Below are 18,212 nucleotides of genomic sequence, written 5' to 3'. Positions count from 1 at the left end.
AGGTGTTCCAATGAGCTTCGCCCGGCGCGTCGTCTCCAGGCTCGCGGCCACCGTGCCGGTGCTCGCGGGCACGGCCGTCTTCACCTTCGTGCTCACGCACGTGCTGCCGGGCGACCCCGCGGCCTTCCTCGCCTCGGGGCCGAATGCCGGCCCGGAGGAGATCGCGCAGATCCGCGCACGCATGGGCCTCGACCTGCCGCTGCCCACGCAGCTGTGGCACTACCTGCAGGCGCTGGCGCACGGCGACTGGGGCCAGTCGCACACGACGGGGCAGCCGGTGCTGACCGACCTGTGGCAGCGCCTGCCGGCCTCGCTCGAGCTCACCGTCGCGGCCTTCGTGCTCACGCTGCTGGTGGCGCTGCCGCTGGGCACGGCGGCCGCGCTGCGCCCGCGCTCGCTCTGGGACCGCGCCTGCACCGTGCTCACCGTGGGCGGCAGCTGCGTGCCGAGCTTCGTGATCGCGCTGCTGCTGGTCTACGTCTTCTATTCCTGCTGGGCTGGGCGCCCGAACCAACGGGCCGCATCGACGCGATGATCGAGCCGCCGCCGGTGCGCAGCGGCTTCATGCTGCTCGATGCCGCGCTCGCGCTGCGCTGGGATGCCTTCCGCTTCCGCGGCCGGGCGGCTGCTGCTGCCGAGCGTGGCGATGGCGGCCTTCTCGCTGGCGCCGGTGGCGCGGCTCACGCGCGCGTCGCTGCTGGGCGTGCTGCGCAGCGACCCCGTGCGCACCGCGCGCGCGCTCGGCCTGCCACCGCGCGCCGTGCTGGCCGGCGCGCTGCACCTGGCGCTGCTGCCGGTGGTCACCAGTGCCGGCATGGTGTTCTCGTACATGCTGAGCGCCAACGTGGTGATCGAGAAGGTGTTCGCCTGGCCCGGCATCGGCAGCTATGCGCTCGATGCGCTGATGGCGGCCGACCATGCGCCGCTGCAGGGCTTCGTGCTGCTGGTCGCGCTGATGTTCGTGCTGGTGAATTTCGCGATCGACCTGCTGCACGAGCGCATCGATCCGCGCGTGGGGAGCGCGGCATGAGCGCGGTGCCAGGCAAGTTCGAGGCAGATGCGCGGCCGCGCTGGCGCCCGCGCGGCAACGAGGCGCTGGGCCTGCTGCTGCTCGCGCTGCTGTTGCTCGCCGCCATCGCCGGCCCCGCGCTCGCGCCCTTCGATCCGCTGGCCACCGACGTGCCCGCGCGGCTGCAGCCGCCGAGCGCGCTGCACTGGTTCGGCACCGACGCGCTGGGCCGCGACCTGTTCTCGCGCGTGCTGGTGGCCACGCGGCTCGATCTCTCGATGGCCGCGGGCGCGGTGCTGCTGTCGCTGGCGGCGGGCAGCGCCATCGGCGCGCTGTGCGGCTTCGTCGGCGGCCGGCTCGACCGCTGGGTCGGCCGGCTGGTCGACGTGCTGATGGCCTTCCCGCTGTTCGTGGTGGCGATGGCGCTGGTCGCGGCCTGGGGCAACACGGTCATCAACATCGTCTATGCGACGGCGCTGATCAACCTGCCCTTCTACATCCGGCTCGCGCGCAGCGAGGTCGGCGTGCGGCGCGGCGCCGGCTACGTGCTGGCCGCGCGGCTCGGCGGCCATGGCCCGGCGCGGCTGCTGTTCGGCGTGCTGCTGCCGCACGTGCTGCCCATGCTCGCGGTGCAGGGCTCGATCAACCTGGGCTGGGCGCTGCTCAACGGCGCGGGCCTGTCCTTCATCGGCCTCGGTGTGAAGCCGCCGACGCCCGAATGGGGCGTGCTGGTGAGCGAAGGCGCGCCCTACATCATCACCGGCCAGTGGTGGCTCGCGGGCTTCCCGGGCCTGGCGCTGTTCATGGCCGTGGGCTGCTTCACGCTGCTGGGCGACGCGCTGCGCGACCGGCTCGATCCGCGCGGCGCCGCCGACCGGAGCGGCCCATGAGCGCGCCGCTGCTCGAGGTCGATGCGCTGAGCCTGCGCTTCCATGGCGCGCAGGGCGCGGTCCATGTGCTCGACCGCGTGAGCCTCGAGCTCGCGGCCGGCGAAACCCTGGGCCTGGTCGGCGAGAGCGGATCGGGCAAGTCGGTGACCGCGCTGGCGCTCGCGGGCCTGCTCGATGCGCAGGCCGACGCGGCCGCGCGGCGGCTGCGCTTCCAGGGACTCGACCTGCTCGACGGCAGCGGCCGTCCGGCGCGCGCGGCCTGGGATGCGCTGCGCGGCCGGCGCATCGGCTTCGTATTCCAGAGTCCGCGCCGCGCGCTGCATCCGCTGCGCACCATCGGCGACCAGCTGCAGCAGGTGCTGCGGCTGCACCGCGGGCTGTCGGCGCGCGCCGCGCGCCAGGCCGCGCTCGAATGGATCGAGCGCGTGGGCCTGCCCGAGCCCGAGCGCCGGCTGCGCACCTATGCGCACCAGCTCTCGGGCGGCCAGTGCCAGCGCGCGATGATCGCGCTGGCACTGGCCGGCGAGCCCGAGCTGCTGATCGCCGACGAACCGACCACCGGCCTCGACGTGATCACGCAGGCGCGGGTGCTCGACCTGCTGGCCGGCCTCGCGCGCGAGCGTGGCTTGGCGACCCTGCTGATCACCCACGACCTCGCGCTGGCCGCGCAGCGCTGCGACCGCATCGCCGTGATGCATGCGGGCCAGGTGGTCGAGACCCTGCCCTCGCGTCGCCTGCGCGAGGGCGCGGCCCATCCCTACACGCGCCAGCTGCTGCGCGCCACGCCGCAATCGGCGCACACGCTCGACGCGTTGCGCGGCGTCGATGGGCGCCTGCCCGATCTCGCACGCACCGACCTGCCGGCCTGCCGTTTCGCCGAGCGCTGCCCGCAGGCCGAGGCGCGCTGCCGGATGCAACCGCCGGTCGCGCAGCGGCAAGGCACCGCGCACCGCGTGCATTGCTGGCTGCCGCTGGCGCCGGCCGCGCGGCCCGGCGCCGAACATCCCGTCCATCCGACACCCGAAGCAGTCCCCGCATGACACAGCCCACGTCCGACACCCTGGCCTCGCTCTTTCGCAGCCGCTACGGCGGCGAATCGCCGCGGTCCGCGACGCCATCGGCCAACCCCGTGCTCGAAACCCTGCTGGCCCACCGCTCGGTGCGCGCCTTCGATGCCGAGCGAGCGCTGCCGCCGGGCACGCTCGAATGGCTGATCGCCGCGGCGCAGTCGGCGCCCAGTTCGTCGAACCTGCAGACCTGGAGCGTGGTGGCCGTGGAAGACCCCGAACGCAAGGCGCGCATCGCCGAGTACGCGGGCCGGCAGGCCCAGGTGCGCGAGGCGCCGCTGCTGCTGGTGTGGCTGGCCGACGTCGCGCGCCTGCGCACCCTGGCCGACGACGCGGCCGTGCCCATCGAAGGCGCCGACTTCCTCGACACCTCGCTGATGGCCGTGATCGATGCCGCAATGGCCGCGCAGAACGCCGTGACCGCGGCCGAATCGCTGGGGCTGGGCACCGTCTACCTCGGCGCGATCCGCAACCGGCCCGAGGAGGTGGCGGCCGAACTGGGCCTGCCGCCCGGCGTGTTCGCTGTCGTCGGCCTGTGCATCGGCTGGCCCGATCCGACGCGGCCGGCGGCCGTCAAGCCGCGGCTGCCGCAGCGCGCGGTGCTCTCGCACGAACGCCATGCGGCCAGCGACACCGTCGGCCATGTGAAGCACTACGACGCGACCATGCAGTCCTTCTATGCCTCACAGGGCATGCCGGCGGTGCGTTGGAGCGACCATTCGCTGGCGCGCCTGCGCGACCCCGCGCAGCTGCGCGGCCGCCACCGACTGGTGGAAGCGCTCGCCGCGCAGCGCATCGGCCTGCGCTGAACCCATGAGCGAGTCGCAAGCGCTGCTGCGCGTCGAAGACCTGCACGCACGCCATGCCCTGCCGGCGGTGCCGGCCTGGGGTGGCCTGGTGCATCGCCGCCGCTGGCTGCCGGCGGTGGACGGCGTGAGCTTCGCGCTCGCGCGCGGCGAGGCGCTGGGCCTCATCGGCGAATCGGGCTGCGGCAAGTCGACCCTGGCATCCGTGCTCGCGCGGCTGGCCGATCCGCTGTCGGGCCGGCTGCTGTTCGATGGCATCGATCTCGCCACCGTGCGCGCCGGCCAGGCGGCCGAGGCGCCCTGGCGCCATCGCATCCAGATGGTGTTCCAGGACCCTTACGAAAGCCTGGACCCGCGCCGCAGCGCCTTCGAGGCGATCGCCGATCCGCTGCGCCGGCTCGCGGCGCTCGACGGCGCAGCGTTGCGCGAACGCGTGCTGCAGACCGCGCGGCGCGTGCAGCTCGGCGACGAGCTGCTGGCGCGCCGGCCGCACCAGCTCTCGGGCGGCCAGGCCGCGCGCGTGGGCATCGCGCGCGCGCTGGCACCCGCGCCCGAGCTGCTGATCCTCGACGAGCCCACCGCTGCACTCGACGTCTCGGTGCAGGCCGGCCTGCTCGCGCTGCTGGCGGGGCTGCGCCGCGAGCTCGGCCTCGCGATCCTGTTCATCTCGCACGACCTCGGCGTGGTGCGGCTGCTGTCCGAACGCGTGCTGGTGATGCGCGCGGGGCGCATCGTCGACGAAGGGGCGCCGCAAGCGCTGTTCGAGCGCCCGCGGGCATCCCTACACCGCCGAACTTGCCGCGGCGGTGCCGCGCTTTCCGGCGGCCGCCTGAGCCTCAAAAGCCGCTCGGGCTGAGCTTGGCCTGTCCCCTCAGGGCTGGAAGTACAGATCCGCGAAGCTCCCGCGGATGTGCTCGCCCGTCGGCCCGTAGTCGCGCACCTTCTTCGCCAGCACCGTGATCGCCGGATTCGCACCCAGCTCGATCGAGGGCACATCGCGGTGCACGATCTGCTGGAAGTCGACGAACAGCTGACGCCTCTTGGTCTCGTCCACCTCCACGGCAGCCGCTTCCAGCAGCCGGTCGACCTCGGGATTGACGTAGTGCGCCGCGTTCGAGAACGGCAGCCCGACCTTGAAGTTCTTCGACCAGAACACGCGCTGCACGCCCACCGTGGGATCGAACAGGTTGGTCAGGCTCTCGAGCGTGATGTCGAAGGCGCGCTCGGTGTAGGCCTTGGTCACGTAGGTCGCGAAGTCGTAGCTCTCGACCGCGGCGTCGATGCCGATGCGGCCCAGCGACTGGCGCACGAAGTCGGCCGCGCGCCGTTCCTGGAACGGGTTGTAGAGCACGCGCAGCTTGAGCCGCGTGCCGCCCGCGCCGCGCTTGAAGCCGGCCGCGTCGAGCGCCGCCTCAGCCGCCTTCGGGTCGTAGGGATAGGGCTGGATGCTCGCATCGTGGTAGCGCGAGATCCCCTTGCCGATCGGCGAGGCCGAGGGCGTGCCCAGGCCGTACCAGACGGTCTTGGCGAAGGCATTCACGTCGATCGCCTGCGCGATCGCGCGCCGCACTTCCACCTTCTGCAGCGCCGGCGTGTCGAGGTTGAAATAGATCTGCTGGTGGCTGCCGAGGTAGGGCGAGATGCGCGTGTCGATCTCCACGCCAGGCAGCTTGCGGAAGCGTTCCACGTCCGACAGCGGGATGCCGCCGGTGCCGTTGGCCAGGTCGGCCGCGCCCGACTCGAGCGCCGCGGCGCGCGCAGCGGCATCGAGCACGAAGCGCACCACCACGCGGTCGAGGTAGGGCTTGGGCTTGTCCCAGTAATTCGGGTTGCGCTCGAGGATGATGTGGCTGCCCTGCACCCACTCCTTGAACACGAAGGGACCGGTGCCGATCGGCTGGCTGTTGTACTTGCTCGCCGCGATGTCCGTGCCTTCGTACAGGTGCTTGGGCACGATCGGCGATTCGGTCGCGGCCAGCGCCGTCAGCAGGAAGGGCGCGGGCTTGCTCAGCACCACCACGGCCGTGTGGGGATCGGGCGTGCGCACTTCCACCACGTTGGCGAAGGTACCGCGGCCGCGCGGATGCACCTGCTTGAGCGTGAGGATCGAGAAGGCCACGTCGGCCGACGTGAAGTCCTTGCCGTCGTGCCACTTCACGCCCTTGCGCAAGGTGAAGGTGTATTGCAGGCCGTCCGCGCTCAGCGACCAGGCCGTGGCCAGCAGCGGCTTGGGCTTGAGGTCGTAGTCGTAGGTCAAGAGGCCTTCGACGATCTTCGGGCCGATCTCGGCGTTGCCGCCGGCCGTGGTCGTCAGCGGCACGATGGAGGCCGGCACGGGATTGACCAGCCAGTTCAGCGTGCCGCCCTGCCGGGGCTGGGCCCAGGCCGCGGGCGCGGCCAGCAGCGCGAGGGCCGAGAGCGCGGCGGCGCCGGCGGCCAGCGCGCGGCGGCGCGGCGCGCCGATGTTCTTGTTGCGGGAGGGAGATGTCATGTTCGGGTGCGGGTGCGTCGCCGGTGAAGGTCGTTCAGAACGCCGGAATGACCGCGCCCTTGTACTTGTCCTGGATGAACTTGCGCACCTCGGGCGTGTGCAGTGTCTTCACCAGCTTGGCGATCGCCGGCGACTGCAGGTTGTCCTTGCGCGCCGCGATGAAGTTCGCATAGGGCGAATTGCGGCCGTCCTCGATGAACAGCGCGTCGCGGCCCGGATCGAGCTTGGCCTCGAGCGCGTAGTTGGTGTTGATCAGCGCCAGGTCCACGTCGGGCAGCGCGCGCGGCAGCTGCGCCGATTCGATCTCGCGGATCACCAGCTTCTTCGGATTCGAGACGATGTCGCGCGCCGTCGACTTGATGTTGCTGGGGTCCTTGAGCTTGAGCAGGCCCTGCTTGGCCAGCAACGCCAGCGCGCGGCCCGAGTTCGACGGATCGTTGGGGATCGCCACCACCGCGCCCTCGCGCAGGTCGGCCGTCTTCTTGATCTTCTGCGAGTAGGCGCCGAAGGGCTCGATGTGCACGTCGCTGTTCGGCACCTCGACGATGTCGGTCTTGCGGTCCTTGTTGAAGGAATCGAGGTAGGGCCGGTTCTGGAAGAAGTTCGCGTCGAGCTGCTTGTCGCCGACCGCGAGGTTGGGCTGCACGTAGTCGTTGAACACCTTGACCTCGAGGTCCACGCCCTGTGCCTTGAGCTGCGGGCGGATGAATTCGAGGATCTCGGCATGCGGCACCGGCGAGGCCGCCACGCGCAGCGTCTCCTGCGCCTGCGCGGACATCGCGCCCAGACCGGCCACCGACAGCACCATCACCGAGAAGGCGCGCTGAAACGAAAACGTCATGGTTGGAATTCCCTCATCGTCAGAAATGAAAAACGCCGGATCGCCCTGTCCTCGCAGGAACGTCCGGCGCTGCGCAGGTTAGCGGCGCGATGCCGCCCTCCCAAGCGATGAATCGGCGCTTGCTTATGTGATTTGCGAGCAAGCGGCGGGCATGATCCTCAGTTCATGCGCTGCAACAGCACGTCGGTCACCGCCACGCTGCCCGAGGCCTTCGGAAACCTCAGCGTGACCTGCTTGATGTGCGCGAGGTCCACGCCATGCAGCGCAAAGGCCTTCAGCGGAACCGCCACCATGCTCAGCAGCGGTCGGGTCGTGCCGGTATCGGCATAGATCGCGTCCGCGGGCGCGTCGACCAGCGGGATCGCGCCATCGGGCTTGCGCGCGATGCCATAGAGCGCGTCGCTGAAGTCGCTGCCCTTGATCGCCGCCTGGCGATCCTGCGTGTCGGTCAGCGCGATCTCGACCTCCTGGCCGATCGGCGCCACCACGGCGACGCGCAGGCTCAGCGTGTCGAAGCCCTTGGTGGAGAGGTCGCCCGTTTGGATCGTCATCGCGGCACCGGCCGCGGCCCATTGCAACTGGACCTGGTCCGTGATCGACCAGGTCAGCAGCGTCTTCGCGTCATAGCTGAAGTCGTACAGCGCGCCTTCCTTGAACAGACGATCGACGGCGAGCTGGCTCACGGGGTCGTTGCATGCCGCGTCGCGATCGGATTTGAGCGCGAGGAAGCGGCATTGCACGGCCTGGCTGAACTTCTCGTAGGCGGTCGACAGCCCGCTCGGATTCTTCGCGCTGGCGTCGGCGCTGCGGAAGTTCTGCAGCAACTTGCGCTGCGCGGCCGGTTGGTGGATCGTCAGCACGGCGCGCTCGTCGCAGCTGTTTTCGCCCACCGGGCAGCCCGCGGCCGGGATCGGCGCCTGTCCCTTCCAGTACGGCGCGAACTGGAACTCGTCGCCGACGAAGTAGCGCATGAACGATTCCATCAGGAACTGGCCGTTGCGCCGCTGGTCCTCGCGGCTCAGGCGCAAGGTTTCCGCCTCAGCGGCCTTGCAGTAGAGCGGCGCCCGGATCTGCGAATCGTCGGTCTTCGACCAGTAGTCGTTGTAGAAGTTGTGGTTGGCGCCCCGCACGAGGACCTGGTACTTGGGCGCGCTGTCGTCCTCGGCGGTGTAGCGGCTCTCGTCGAATATCTGCCCGCCTTCGAGCGTGTAGACGTCGCCGTCGCAACTGGGCAGCAAAGTCATGAACGGCACGTGCGTGACGCGCGACAGCTGCTTCTTGTTGATCGCCGCCAGCGAAAACACGGCGCGGATGCGATGCGGCAGCCCGGTGGCCGAGGGCAGCACGACCCCGGAGCGGCGCAGCTCCTCTTCGGTCGCGATCTGCTGCAGCCACTGCTCGCTGTTCGCATTGATGCGCCGCAGCACCGTGTTCATGTTCCTGAGCGCGGCGTCGGCCTGCTCGAGGGCGAGTTGCTCGGCATCGAGCCTGGCGTTGGCATCGAGCGCCTCGCGCTGCAGCCGCTCGACCTCCTGGGACAGGGCATCGATTTCCGACGACGGCGCGGGCGGCGACCGGTCCTGCGCGGCCTTGAGCTGGAGTTTCGCGAGCAGCAACTGCACGGCCGCGTCGGTGGAGGCGGTCAGGGCCTCGTCGACCCGTTTCTGCGCCGCCTCCTGCGCGGCTTGCAGCGGAAGAGCAGCCAGGCGCAGGGCGCGCGTCGCCTCGATGTTCTGGTAACCGATGCCCACGCGCTGCCGATTGAGTTCCACCGCATAGGCCACCGCTTCGGCGCCACGCGAATGCCCGATCAGGCCCACGCGCTCGAGGTCCATCCTCCCCTTCAGCCCTGGCAGCGCAACGCCGTTGAAGACGCCGCTCTCGTTGCCTTCGCGCAGCAGGTCGAGCGTGGTCATCAGCAACTGCCCGCGCGCCAGCGCACCGGCATCCGAGGCATTGCCGTTGAGCCCGTTGATCTTTCCCGCGTCGACGGAGAGGGCCACGTAGCCGTTCTCGGCGAGGCTCTTCTGCAGGTAGTCGTAGCCCTTGGCATTGTTGAGATCAGAGGCGTCATGCATGCCGTGCAGGAACACCACGACCGGATGGCCGCCGCTGGCCGAGGGCTGGACCTTCGATGTGCCTTGCACGCTGGCCGGCCCTGTCGGATAGCGCACCGTGCCCTGCAGCGGCACCGTGTAGATCACGTCCTTGTAGCGCGCATCGGAGACGGCCGTGGTGCCGAAGCCATAGACGACCTGTTCGGAGGACAGGTAGCCACCCTTCTCTCCGAAGGGCACGGTCGCGGTGAAGCGCGTGACGACGGAAGGATCTTCCGGCTCGGGCGGGGTCGTCACCGGAATCGTCGGCGCCGGGTCGGCCGTTCCGCCGGTGACGGTGGTCGTGGGCACGGGTGGAACCAGGGCCAGGGATCCCGCACCGCCATCGCTTCCTCCTCCGCATCCGCTCGCGAGCGCGAATCCCAGAAGCATCGCGCAGGCCTTCAACAAGCGCATGCAACGCTGTCCATTCATTGATCTTCTCCCAGACATTGTTTCGACGATGGGAGCGATCCGCGATCGAGGCACGACTCGCTCCGAGTGGTGTCCGATTCGCGCATGCGGTTGTGTCGATGCGTCGCCGAGCGACGCCTGCCTCTGGTGGTGTGCGCATCTCGCCATTGCGGACCGCGCGGAGAAGCAATTCACATGCCTTTTAGAAAGGCCATGGAATCAGTCGCAATTGATCTGAATTGCCGTTCTTTTAATTAATATTCGAGCAATTGACCGGCTTCATCGACGCGCGATCCTGTGCGCCTGTTCGGCGAAGCTCAGCCGCGATCCGCGTTGTCCCAGACCGCCTCGCGCACCGCGACCGACTTCGGCAGCACACCGAGCTTGAACAGCCTGTCGGCCGTGCGCTGCTGCGAGGCGAGGATCGCGTTCGACAGCGGCACCACGTCGAAGCCCGCATTGGCGTTGACCTCGGTCACCACGTCCAGCGGCATGCCGGTGGCGGCCGCAACCGACTTCGCGACCTCGGCGGGGTTGGTCCTGGCCCAGCGGCCGGCCTCGGCCGATCCATCGATCAGCGCCTTCACATGGGCGGGCCAGGCCTTGGCGAAGCCGGTGTTGGCGAGCAGGAACGAGGCGCTGTCCTCGAGCACGTCGCCCTGCCAGGCGATCACGCGCGTCTTGTTGCGGCGGCGCGCGATGGTGAAGTACGGGTCCCAGATGGCCCAGGCATCGATGTCGCCGCCATCGAAGGCGAAGGCCGCATCGGCCGCGCCCAGGCCGATGCTGGTCACGGCCTTGATGTCCAGCCCCTGGCGCTCGAGCGCGGCCGCCACCAGGTTGTGCGAACTCGATCCCTTGGCATAGCCGATGCGGCGGCCCCGCAGGTCGGCGATGCTTCGGATCGGCGAATCCTCCTTCACGAGGATGCCTTCGGAGCGCGGCGTCGAAGGCTGCGCCGCGACATAGGCCACGCGCCCGCCCGAGGCCTGCAGGAAGATGCAGCCCACGTTGCCCGCATTGCCGAAGGCGACGTCGCCGGTGTCCATGGCCTGCAGCAGGTTGAGGCCCGAGGTGAACTCGGCCCATTCGATGCGGATGCCCAGCGGCTCGAAGCGCTTCTCGAACACCTTGAGCTGCCGCGCCACCAGCGGAATGCCGGTCTTCTGGTAGCCGAGCGTCAGGGTCGATCCCTTGAAGCCGGTGGCGGCGCTCCAGGCGGAAGGAGCGGCGGCCAGCGAGGCGGCGCCCGCTGCGAAGGTGAATTGGCGGCGGGTCAGCATGGCGTGGGTCGATTCAGCGAAAGAGGGCCAGGGTCACAGCGCACCCGCGCTCTCGGGCAGGATGCCGTTGAGCAGGTGATCGCCGACCACGGTGAACTTGTGGCGCACCGGGTCGTGCAGGGTGTGCACGCGCGCGTTACGCCAGTGGCGGTCGAAGGCATGGGGCGCCTGCGCCGCGCGCGTGCCGCAGAGTTCGAACAGCTTGCTCGAGGCATGCAGCGCGATCTCCGAGGTCAGCACCTTGGCCTCGGCCACCGCGAGCGAGGCCGCGGCGCGGCGTTCGCGGTCGGGCCGGGCGATGGCCTCGTCGAGCGCGAGGCCCGCGCGCTGCGTCATCGCCTCGGCCGCATGCAGGCGGATCTGGATCTCGCCGACCTGCGCGATCACCAGCGCATCGACGATCGCGCGCGGCGCGCCGGCCGGCTGCGCGATCGATGCATGCTCACGCAGGAAGCGCACCGTGTCGTCGAGCGCGGCCTGCGCGATGCCGAGGTCGATGCCCACATGGCTGATCTGCGAGACCGCGCCCATCGGCTGCTCGCTGTAGGCGCGGTGGATCGGCAGCACGCAGAGATCGGGCAGCAGCACGTCGTCGAGCCGCACGCGGCCGCTCGCGGTGGTGCGCTGGCCGAAGCTCTGCCAGTCGTCCTCGATCGTCAGGCCCGGCGTGCCCGCCGGAATGATCGCCACCGTCTTCTCGCCGGCCGCGTTCAGGCCGATGGCCGACACGTAGTGCGCGAACAGCGCGCCGGTGGCGTAGATCTTCTCGCCGCGCAGCAGCCAGCCTCGGGGCGTGCGCTCGATCTGCAACGGCTGCACGGCGCCGTCGCGCGGCGCATCGACGTTGGCATTGCCGAAGCGGCAGCCGCGCAGGATCTCGCCGAGGAAGAAGGCCTTCTGCGCCTCGCTGCCGATGGTCGAGAGCCAGAACACGGCGCTGTTGTGGTTCTGCTGGACCTGGCCGATCGAGGCATCGGCCGCCGACAGGATCGCGAACACCCGCGCCACGGTGGCATACGACACGGCCGCGCCACCGTGGGCGCGCGGCAGGTTCATGGCCCACAGGCCGGCGCCCGAGACCTGGTCGAGTTCGCGCTCGGGCAGCAGGCGCTGGCTGTCGCGCGCGGCCGCGCCTTCGGCCAGCGATTTGGCCACGCGCTGCGCGGCTTCGAGCACCTCGGCGTCGGAGCGCAGCCGCTGCGCCGGCTCGACGCGCCGCGCGGTCCGCGGCAGACCGCTCTGGACCTCGATCGATGCGGCCAGCGCGCTCATGGCACCGCGCGATGCCGCGGCTTGCGGCCGAAGAACGGGTGGCTGGGATCGTTGAAGCCCGGGCGCGACGAATGGCCGGTGGTCACGAGGCCATCGACAAGCGCTTCGTCCGCGTCGGTGAAGCGGTACTGCAGCGCGGGCACGTAGTCTTCCCACTGCTCGAGCGTGCGCGGCCCGGCAATGGCCGAGGTCACGAGCCGGTTGTTGAGCACCCAGGCCAGCGCGAACTGGCCCGGCGTGATGCCGCGGCCTTCCACGTGCTCCTTCACGCGCTGCGCGATCTCCAGCGATTCGGGGCGCCATTCGGTCTGCAGGATGCGCTTGTCGTCGCGGCCCGCGCGCGTGCCGGGCGGCGGCGCCTCGCCGGGCCGGTACTTGGCCGTGAGCACGCCGCGCGCGAGCGGGCTGTACGGCACCACGCCGAGCCCGTAGTACTCGGCCGCGGGCAGGTGCTCGGCCTCGATCTGCCGGTTCGCGAGGTTGTAGAGCGGCTGCGTCGCCACTGGCCGGTCGACATTGAGCGCATCGGCGGTGCGCGCGAACTCTGCGATCTTCCAGGCGCTGTGGTTCGACAGGCCCCAGCTGCGCAGCTTGCCCGCGCGGATCAGGTCGCCGAGTGCACGCACGGTTTCTTCCACCGGTGTCTGGCGGTCCTCGCGGTGCAGGTACAGCAGGTCGATGTGGTCGGTGCCCAGGCGCTTCAGGCTGGCCTCGACCGAGCGCACGATGCCGTGGCGGCCGGTGCTGCGGTTGTTCGGTCCTTCGATGTCGGGATCGGCATTGGCGAACTTGGTCGCCAGCACCCAGTGCTGCCGGTTCGGCGCGATCAGTTCGCCGACCACCGTCTCCGATTGGCCCTGGTTGTAGGCATTGGCGGTGTCGATGAAGTTCACGCCCTGCTCGCGCGCGCGGTCGGCAATGCGTTGCGAGGTCGCGCGGTCGGTCTGGCCGCCGAACATCATGGTGCCGAGGGTCAGCGGCGAGACGAGGATGCCGCTGCGGCCGAGCGGCCGGTAGTCGATGGTGCTCATGGGAGAAGGAAGAAGAGAGGTAGGAAGAGACGGCGCGCGTGACGCGCCGGAATCAGAAGCGCAGCCCGGCCTGCTTCATCAGCGGCAGGATGCGGTCGCCGAAGAATTCGAGATCGGGCTTGAAGTCGTAGAAGCTCAGCTGCAGGCCGTCGACACCCGCGCGCTTGAGCTGCACGAACTGCTCGACCACCTGCTCGGGCGTGCCGATCACTTCGATGTTGCCGCCGATGGCACGCCGCTTGGCGGCGTCGTTGCCGACCCGGCCGCGCCAGGCATGAGCGTCACTGTCGAAGCGGTTGAAGCTGGCCTGCGGATCGACGTCGGCATGCGCCACGATCGCATCGTGGTAGGCCCAGGTCTCCTTCTCGGTCGCGCGGCTGATGACCATGGGATTGAGCAGCGTGCGCACCTCGCGGCCCACGTCGCGCGCGGCCTGCTTCACGCGCGCCGTGTGCGCCGGCAGCGCCTCGATCGCGCTCGGGAAGCTCGAGCCGGCCGGGCTGGTGATGAAGACGATGTCGGAATAGCGCGCCGCGAACTCGATGCCGGCGTCGGAGCCGGTCGCGTTCACCAGCACGGGCCGCCCGAAGCGCGGCTTGGGCGACACGAAGGCACCGTCCAGCTTCCACAGCGACTCGCCCTTGAACGACCAGTTCTCGGTGTCGGCCCACAGCCGCTGCACCGCCTCGAGGAACTCGGCCGCGAGTTCGTAGCGCCGGTCGTGCTCGATGCGCTGCGAGCCGAACATCTCGTGCTCGACCGCGCGATGCCCGGTCACCACGTTGATGCCCCAGCGCCCGCCCGAGATGTGGTCGAGCGTGGCAGCGTACTTGGCCAGGTGCAGCGGATGCAACGGCCCGTAGAGCACGTGGATGGTCGAGATCAGCATGATGCGCTGCGTCACCGCGGTAAGCGCGGCCGTCGTCATGAAGGAGTCCAGCGCGTTGCCGTTGAACACCCCGCCGTAGCCGCCCTTGGGCAGCCATTGCGAGAGCGCGAACACCAGGTCGAAGCCCAGTCGCTCGGCCTGCAGCACCAGGTCGCGGTTGTAGTCGAAGCGCCAGTCGGTGGTGCGCGGCAAGGTCGACGCGCTCCAGCCCCCGGCCTGGATCGGCAGGAACAGGCCCAGCAGCACCGGCTGCTCGAAGGCGCGGGAGATCGGGCTGGCGGCGAATTCGGTCGGTGCGACGAAGCGCTCCCATCCGGCGATGGCACCGGGTCGGTGTGACAGGGACATTGGAGGATTGCTTTCTGCTGGCGCGGATTCTGGCCAGCAGGGGCGGGAATGGCACGCCCGTAATTCGCATATCGACATGCAGGGAGGCGCAATGGCGCGCCGCCGCGTTGACCGGCGCGATGATCAGCGCTGGCGGAGCCGGTTCAATCGTCGATGACGGCCAGCTCGCCGGCGAAGGCGACGCGCTGCCCCACGCTCAACGCATGAATCCTCTCGAGCTCCACGCGCACGGCCGGCTCGTTCTCGTGGATCGAACAGAAGAAGCCGAAAGGCCCGGCGAGGCTGCACACCGTACCGGTGATGGTGCAATGGGGCGACTGGTCGATCGACTGCTCGAGAGTGGGTCCGGCCGACGGCCCTTGCGGAAGGACGCTATGGACATACAGCACCTGGATATGGAGGTCGCAGGCGCTCCCCTCCACGAAGCGCTCGGCTGCGGGGTTGCCATCCTCTTGGGCCAGGGCACCGATCCAATAGATCTTCGAACCGTCGGCAACGACTTCGAGCACGCGTTCGTATCCGTTGCGGATCACGCGGCGCAACCTGCCCTTCACTTGCATGCCGAGGCAGTTCAGTTCGGGCCGCTCTTGGCGAGATAGAAGGTCACTTCGATCTGGCCTTCCACTTCGAGCGTTCCGGGTTCGAAGGTGGCGTCCTCCTCGCGGGCGCGAGCCGCGGCACCTCCGATGTGAAATTGCTCCACTTTCGGCAAGGCAAGCACGGAAAAGACGCCACCCAATCGGACACCGAACTGCCGGGCAATGGTTTCCGCCTTGCCCTTGGCATCTTCGATGGCTGCGGAAAGTGCAGCCTGGTGCGCAGCCGACTCGTCTTGCAGCTTTCGATCGATTTTCACGATCCTGTCGACGGGAATCTCCACGAGCTTTCCGATCAGTGTGTTGAAACGACCGAGATCCCTCAGCTTGAGATCGACCCGCAATTCGACCGCGAAGCCCTTGTGGTGATACTCGCCGTTTCGGTACTCTCGATGCGGCGAGATCGAAGATCGGAGGCTCGAATTTCCGATGTCACGATGCCTGCGTCCCTGGCGAGACTGATCACTCGCGACGCTCTCGCATCGACATTCGCCTTTGCCTGTGCCGCCGTTTCGTCGATTCTGGAGATGGCGACCCCGATTTCCACGATGCTGGGAACGAACTCCAGCTTGGCCTCGCCAATGACGGTGAGATGTTCGGTATTCGGTGCTCTGGAGCTTCGGTTTTCAAACATGGGGTCCTCCTAGAAATTCAATGGCTTTGCCTGGAATGAAGAAGCCTGTGGCCCGCGCTTGCATCCGCAAGATCTCATCGGGCCGGATCGGTCAGTCGCTGCTGCTGGTCGGCTGTTCGTGAGGGGGCTCCAGCCGAATGCCTCGAAAGGCAATGACGCGTCGCCAGCTCTTTGTCCGAGCCAGAAAGCAGTGGATCTCATCCGTGGAGGAGACCGTTCCCAGAATAACCGGATCGCCCTTCGCCCCCATGACGATGACATCCCGCGCGAAGGCCGCCACAACGAACTCCGGACGCGTGCAGTTCTGCCCTTGCTCGGGGAAGACGATGATCTCGCCGAACCTGAAGTCCGGAGGAAGTGGAAACCGTGCATTGGGAAACCAGTCCTCCTGAGCCGCAACGATCCACCACTCCTTGAAGGAGACATCCTCCACGCTCGGGGCGCCGAGGACTCGCGCGCCGTCGACCAGCTGCTCGACGATGTTGCGCGCGGTGGCCTTCCCATCGCGGAAGAACATCTCGGGATGCATCCGGGCCCATTCCGTGACGGGGATCGTGAGGACGGTGATGCTCATGGATTCCGATCTCCGGTTGTTCTCGACGGACAGTCGTTTGCATCTTAGGTCGGGATGCGGACGTCCCGGCATCGCGAAGCTACCTTGCCAATCGAGGCTACCGCCCCGTTCCCGGAAATCCGTAGTCGCGAGTCCGCGAAACTTCGCTATCTTCCCGCGCAGGCGCTCGCAGAAGCGCCTCACTGCAACCCACGCTCAGGAAGACACCGCATGCCACCCACCCACACCCCCACCCCACCGCCCTACTACCACGGCACCAAGGCCGACCTGAACCTGGGCGACCTGATCGAGGCCGGCTACAGCTCCAACTACGGCCAGCGCAGGAAGGCGGCGTATGTGTACCTGAGCGCCACGCTCGAGGCCGCGACCTGGGGCGCCGAGTTGGCCGTCGGCGAGGGCCGTGGCCGGATCTACGTGGTGGAGCCGACCGGCGCCATCGAGGACGACCCCAACCTGACCGACAAGAAATTCCCCGGTAACCCGACGAAGTCCTACCGCACGCGGCAGCCGCTGCGGATCACGGGCGAGGTGAAGGATTGGCAGGGCCATGCGCCCGAGCAGCTGCAGGCGATGCGCGAGCGCCTGGAGGAACTCAGGCGCGCGGGCATCGAGGCAATCGAGGACTGAACGCCCCCACCTTGTCAGAATACTTTTCCCTCTTCGAGATGCGTGGTCGTGCCGTTCAGATGGTGGTCGCCGATCACGCGTGCCTTCTGCTGCAGCGGGTTGTGATTGAAGATGGTGCGCAGGTTGCGCCAGTGGCGGTCGAAGTTGTGGCGGCGCGAGGTGGCGGAGGCGCCACCGGCCTCGAAGATCCGCTCGGCCGCCTGCAGCGCGATGCGGCTCACCGCGAGCTGGGTCTTCGCGGTGGCGAGCGCGCCTTCGAGCACGAGCTGGCGCGTGCGTTCGCTCTCCTGGTCCGTTGCGGCATCGTGCCGCAGCGCCTGCGCCGAGCGATCGAGGCGCCGCGCGTTGTCCGCGACCAGCGCATCGACCGCATGCGTGGCGGTCGCGAGGTCGCCGACCACCCATTGCGTGAAGTGGTCCTGCGCCGCGCTGTCGGCCGGGCTGTGCGCGGCCGGCCGCGCATGGTGGCGCACGTAGTCGAGTGCGTCGGCAAAGATGTTGCGCACGATGCCGGCGGCCACGGCCACCAGGTAGAGCTGGCGCAGTGACGATGCATGGCGGCGCTGCAGGGTCTTGGGGCTGCCGTACACCAACTCGTCGGCATGCACCTCGAGGCCCTCGAACTCCAGGCTGCCGCTCGCGGTCAGGCGCTGGCCCATGCCGTCCCAGTCGTCTATCACGTGCAGGCCTTCGCGCCGGGTGGGCACGACGATGGCAACGTCGCGGCCCTCGGGGTCGCGCACCGCGATGCTCGCGTAGTCCGAGAAGGCGGTGCCGGTGGCGTAGTACTTGCGGCCATTGAGCACCAGGCGATCGCCGTCGCGCTCGAGCGCGGTGGTCACGGTACCCGACTTGGGCGTGCCGAGCTCGGTGAAGGCGCCGCCGAACAGTGCGCCCTCGCGCACGCGCGCCAGCTGCAGCTCGCTGTTCGCATCGGGTGGCGCGGTGGTCCAGAGCTCGATCGCGTTGTAGTGGATGCGCAGCGCATGCGCGACGTTGGAGTCGGCGGCGGCGAGCGTCGCGACCACCTCGATCAGGTCCTCGACCGAGCCGCCGGGACCGCCGCGCTCGGGCGGCACGCGCAGCGCGCCGAGGCCCGAGGCGCGGAACAGCGCGAAGGCCTCGAAGGGCAGCACGCGGTCGCGTTCGCGCTGCGAGGCGCCTTGTGCAATGGCGGCTGCCAGCGCGGGCAGGCGATCGAGCAGGGTCTGGAGGTCGGGCGCCAGCGCGGCGCGGTCGGGTGCGTTCATCGGTGAGTGTGCGGGCAGCGAGCGGTCGAGGATGAACGCAGTATGGGCGCGCGGCATGGCCGTTTCCCGCATAAGAAAACTCGCATTCCTGCAA

General features: G+C 69.1%; 17 protein-coding genes and 1 pseudogene. 7 read left to right on the top strand and 11 right to left on the bottom strand.

Going from position 1 to position 18,212, the window contains the following annotated elements; all coding sequences use genetic code 11:
- Window positions 1-10 precede the first annotated feature (10 nt).
- The 6 genes from ACHMXE_RS11045 (at window position 11) to ACHMXE_RS11020 (ending at window position 4,628) form a co-directional block, all read left to right on the top strand.
- Window positions 11-535: an ABC transporter permease gene (locus tag ACHMXE_RS11045; RefSeq protein ID WP_395346001.1), complete on the top strand. Its 525-nt coding sequence runs from the start codon at window positions 11-13 to the stop codon at window positions 533-535.
- Window positions 536-598: 63 nt separating this feature from the next.
- Window positions 599-1,030, top strand: a complete 432-nt coding sequence (locus tag ACHMXE_RS11040; RefSeq protein ID WP_395346000.1) for an ABC transporter permease subunit — start codon at window positions 599-601, stop codon at window positions 1,028-1,030.
- On the top strand, window positions 1,027-1,899 hold the full coding sequence (locus ACHMXE_RS11035; protein WP_395345999.1) for an ABC transporter permease: 873 nt from the start codon (window positions 1,027-1,029) through the stop codon (window positions 1,897-1,899). Before ACHMXE_RS11040 ends, ACHMXE_RS11035 begins: the two co-directional genes overlap by 4 nt.
- Complete coding sequence (locus ACHMXE_RS11030; protein WP_395345998.1) at window positions 1,896-2,939, top strand: ABC transporter ATP-binding protein; 1,044 nt, start codon at window positions 1,896-1,898, stop codon at window positions 2,937-2,939. Before ACHMXE_RS11035 ends, ACHMXE_RS11030 begins: the two co-directional genes overlap by 4 nt.
- Entirely contained in the window at window positions 2,936-3,775 is an 840-nt protein-coding gene (locus tag ACHMXE_RS11025; RefSeq protein WP_395345996.1) for an NADPH-dependent oxidoreductase, read from the top strand. The genes ACHMXE_RS11030 and ACHMXE_RS11025 overlap by 4 nt, the downstream gene beginning before the upstream one ends.
- Before the next feature lie 4 nt (window positions 3,776-3,779).
- Window positions 3,780-4,628: an ABC transporter ATP-binding protein gene (locus ACHMXE_RS11020; RefSeq protein WP_395345995.1), complete on the top strand. Its 849-nt coding sequence runs from the start codon at window positions 3,780-3,782 to the stop codon at window positions 4,626-4,628.
- Between the two features lie 15 nt (window positions 4,629-4,643).
- Here ACHMXE_RS11020 and ACHMXE_RS11015 read toward each other — a convergent pair whose 3' ends face one another.
- The 10 genes and pseudogenes from ACHMXE_RS11015 to ACHMXE_RS10970 all read right to left on the bottom strand — a co-directional run bounded on the left by ACHMXE_RS11015 (window position 4,644) and on the right by ACHMXE_RS10970 (window position 16,241).
- Window positions 4,644-6,263, bottom strand: a complete 1,620-nt coding sequence (locus tag ACHMXE_RS11015) for an ABC transporter substrate-binding protein (RefSeq protein WP_395345994.1) — start codon at window positions 6,261-6,263, stop codon at window positions 4,644-4,646.
- A 34-nt stretch (window positions 6,264-6,297) separates the two neighbouring features.
- Complete coding sequence (locus ACHMXE_RS11010; RefSeq protein ID WP_395345993.1) at window positions 6,298-7,104, bottom strand: MetQ/NlpA family ABC transporter substrate-binding protein; 807 nt, start codon at window positions 7,102-7,104, stop codon at window positions 6,298-6,300.
- 158 nt (window positions 7,105-7,262) lie between these two features.
- Window positions 7,263-9,512, bottom strand: coding sequence for a hypothetical protein (locus tag ACHMXE_RS11005; RefSeq protein ID WP_395345992.1), 2,250 nt, complete (start codon window positions 9,510-9,512; stop codon window positions 7,263-7,265).
- A gap of 419 nt (window positions 9,513-9,931) precedes the next feature.
- Window positions 9,932-10,897, bottom strand: a complete 966-nt coding sequence (locus tag ACHMXE_RS11000; protein WP_395345991.1) for an aliphatic sulfonate ABC transporter substrate-binding protein — start codon at window positions 10,895-10,897, stop codon at window positions 9,932-9,934.
- Between the two features lie 33 nt (window positions 10,898-10,930).
- Window positions 10,931-12,169 (bottom strand): SfnB family sulfur acquisition oxidoreductase, encoded by a 1,239-nt coding sequence (locus ACHMXE_RS10995; protein ID WP_395345990.1) that lies wholly within the window; start codon window positions 12,167-12,169, stop codon window positions 10,931-10,933.
- Window positions 12,166-13,191 carry an aldo/keto reductase gene (locus tag ACHMXE_RS10990; RefSeq protein WP_395347350.1) on the bottom strand — a complete coding sequence of 342 codons (1,026 nt, stop codon included), beginning with the start codon at window positions 13,189-13,191 and terminating at the stop codon, window positions 12,166-12,168. The genes ACHMXE_RS10995 and ACHMXE_RS10990 overlap by 4 nt, the downstream gene beginning before the upstream one ends.
- 61 nt (window positions 13,192-13,252) lie before the next feature.
- Window positions 13,253-14,437 carry an LLM class flavin-dependent oxidoreductase gene (locus ACHMXE_RS10985; protein ID WP_395345989.1) on the bottom strand — a complete coding sequence of 395 codons (1,185 nt, stop codon included), beginning with the start codon at window positions 14,435-14,437 and terminating at the stop codon, window positions 13,253-13,255.
- 143 nt (window positions 14,438-14,580) lie between these two features.
- Entirely contained in the window at window positions 14,581-14,997 is a 417-nt protein-coding gene (locus ACHMXE_RS10980) for a hypothetical protein (RefSeq protein ID WP_395345988.1), read from the bottom strand.
- Between the two features lie 11 nt (window positions 14,998-15,008).
- Window positions 15,009-15,667, bottom strand: a pseudogene (locus tag ACHMXE_RS10975) (SIMPL domain-containing protein).
- A gap of 91 nt (window positions 15,668-15,758) precedes the next feature.
- On the bottom strand, window positions 15,759-16,241 hold the full coding sequence (locus ACHMXE_RS10970; protein ID WP_395345987.1) for a hypothetical protein: 483 nt from the start codon (window positions 16,239-16,241) through the stop codon (window positions 15,759-15,761).
- Window positions 16,242-16,451: 210 nt separating this feature from the next.
- On the opposite strand from ACHMXE_RS10970, the gene arr reads away from it, so the two are divergent.
- Window positions 16,452-16,868, top strand: coding sequence for an NAD(+)--rifampin ADP-ribosyltransferase (gene arr, locus ACHMXE_RS10965; RefSeq protein ID WP_395345986.1), 417 nt, complete (start codon window positions 16,452-16,454; stop codon window positions 16,866-16,868).
- A 14-nt stretch (window positions 16,869-16,882) separates the two neighbouring features.
- Here the strand turns inward: arr and ACHMXE_RS10960 are convergent, their stop codons facing one another.
- Window positions 16,883-18,118 (bottom strand): acyl-CoA dehydrogenase family protein, encoded by a 1,236-nt coding sequence (locus ACHMXE_RS10960; RefSeq protein ID WP_395345985.1) that lies wholly within the window; start codon window positions 18,116-18,118, stop codon window positions 16,883-16,885.
- Between the last annotated feature and the right edge of the window lie 94 nt (window positions 18,119-18,212).

Source organism: Variovorax sp. UC122_21 (genome assembly GCF_044056785.1).
GTDB lineage: Bacteria > Pseudomonadota > Gammaproteobacteria > Burkholderiales > Burkholderiaceae_C > Variovorax.
The sequence above is the reverse complement of the archived record's forward strand: the minus strand, read 5'-3'. Positions and strand labels throughout refer to the sequence as shown.

What these genes read in the sequence shown, in the direction of transcription:
- arr (WP_395345986.1), top strand. Translation starts at nt 16,452, where the DNA reads ATGCCACCCACCCACACCCCCACCCCACCGCCCTACTACCACGGCACC.
- ACHMXE_RS10985 (WP_395345989.1), bottom strand. Translation starts at nt 14,437, where the DNA reads ATGTCCCTGTCACACCGACCCGGTGCCATCGCCGGATGGGAGCGCTTC.
- ACHMXE_RS11045 (WP_395346001.1), top strand. Translation starts at nt 11, where the DNA reads ATGAGCTTCGCCCGGCGCGTCGTCTCCAGGCTCGCGGCCACCGTGCCG.
- ACHMXE_RS10970 (WP_395345987.1), bottom strand. Translation starts at nt 16,241, where the DNA reads ATGAGCATCACCGTCCTCACGATCCCCGTCACGGAATGGGCCCGGATG.
- ACHMXE_RS11040 (WP_395346000.1), top strand. Translation starts at nt 599, where the DNA reads ATGCCTTCCGCTTCCGCGGCCGGGCGGCTGCTGCTGCCGAGCGTGGCG.
- ACHMXE_RS11000 (WP_395345991.1), bottom strand. Translation starts at nt 10,897, where the DNA reads ATGCTGACCCGCCGCCAATTCACCTTCGCAGCGGGCGCCGCCTCGCTG.
- ACHMXE_RS11010 (WP_395345993.1), bottom strand. Translation starts at nt 7,104, where the DNA reads ATGACGTTTTCGTTTCAGCGCGCCTTCTCGGTGATGGTGCTGTCGGTG.
- ACHMXE_RS11025 (WP_395345996.1), top strand. Translation starts at nt 2,936, where the DNA reads ATGACACAGCCCACGTCCGACACCCTGGCCTCGCTCTTTCGCAGCCGC.
- ACHMXE_RS11015 (WP_395345994.1), bottom strand. Translation starts at nt 6,263, where the DNA reads ATGACATCTCCCTCCCGCAACAAGAACATCGGCGCGCCGCGCCGCCGC.
- ACHMXE_RS11020 (WP_395345995.1), top strand. Translation starts at nt 3,780, where the DNA reads ATGAGCGAGTCGCAAGCGCTGCTGCGCGTCGAAGACCTGCACGCACGC.
- ACHMXE_RS10995 (WP_395345990.1), bottom strand. Translation starts at nt 12,169, where the DNA reads ATGAGCGCGCTGGCCGCATCGATCGAGGTCCAGAGCGGTCTGCCGCGG.
- ACHMXE_RS10960 (WP_395345985.1), bottom strand. Translation starts at nt 18,118, where the DNA reads ATGAACGCACCCGACCGCGCCGCGCTGGCGCCCGACCTCCAGACCCTG.
- ACHMXE_RS11035 (WP_395345999.1), top strand. Translation starts at nt 1,027, where the DNA reads ATGAGCGCGGTGCCAGGCAAGTTCGAGGCAGATGCGCGGCCGCGCTGG.
- ACHMXE_RS10980 (WP_395345988.1), bottom strand. Translation starts at nt 14,997, where the DNA reads ATGCAAGTGAAGGGCAGGTTGCGCCGCGTGATCCGCAACGGATACGAA.
- ACHMXE_RS11030 (WP_395345998.1), top strand. Translation starts at nt 1,896, where the DNA reads ATGAGCGCGCCGCTGCTCGAGGTCGATGCGCTGAGCCTGCGCTTCCAT.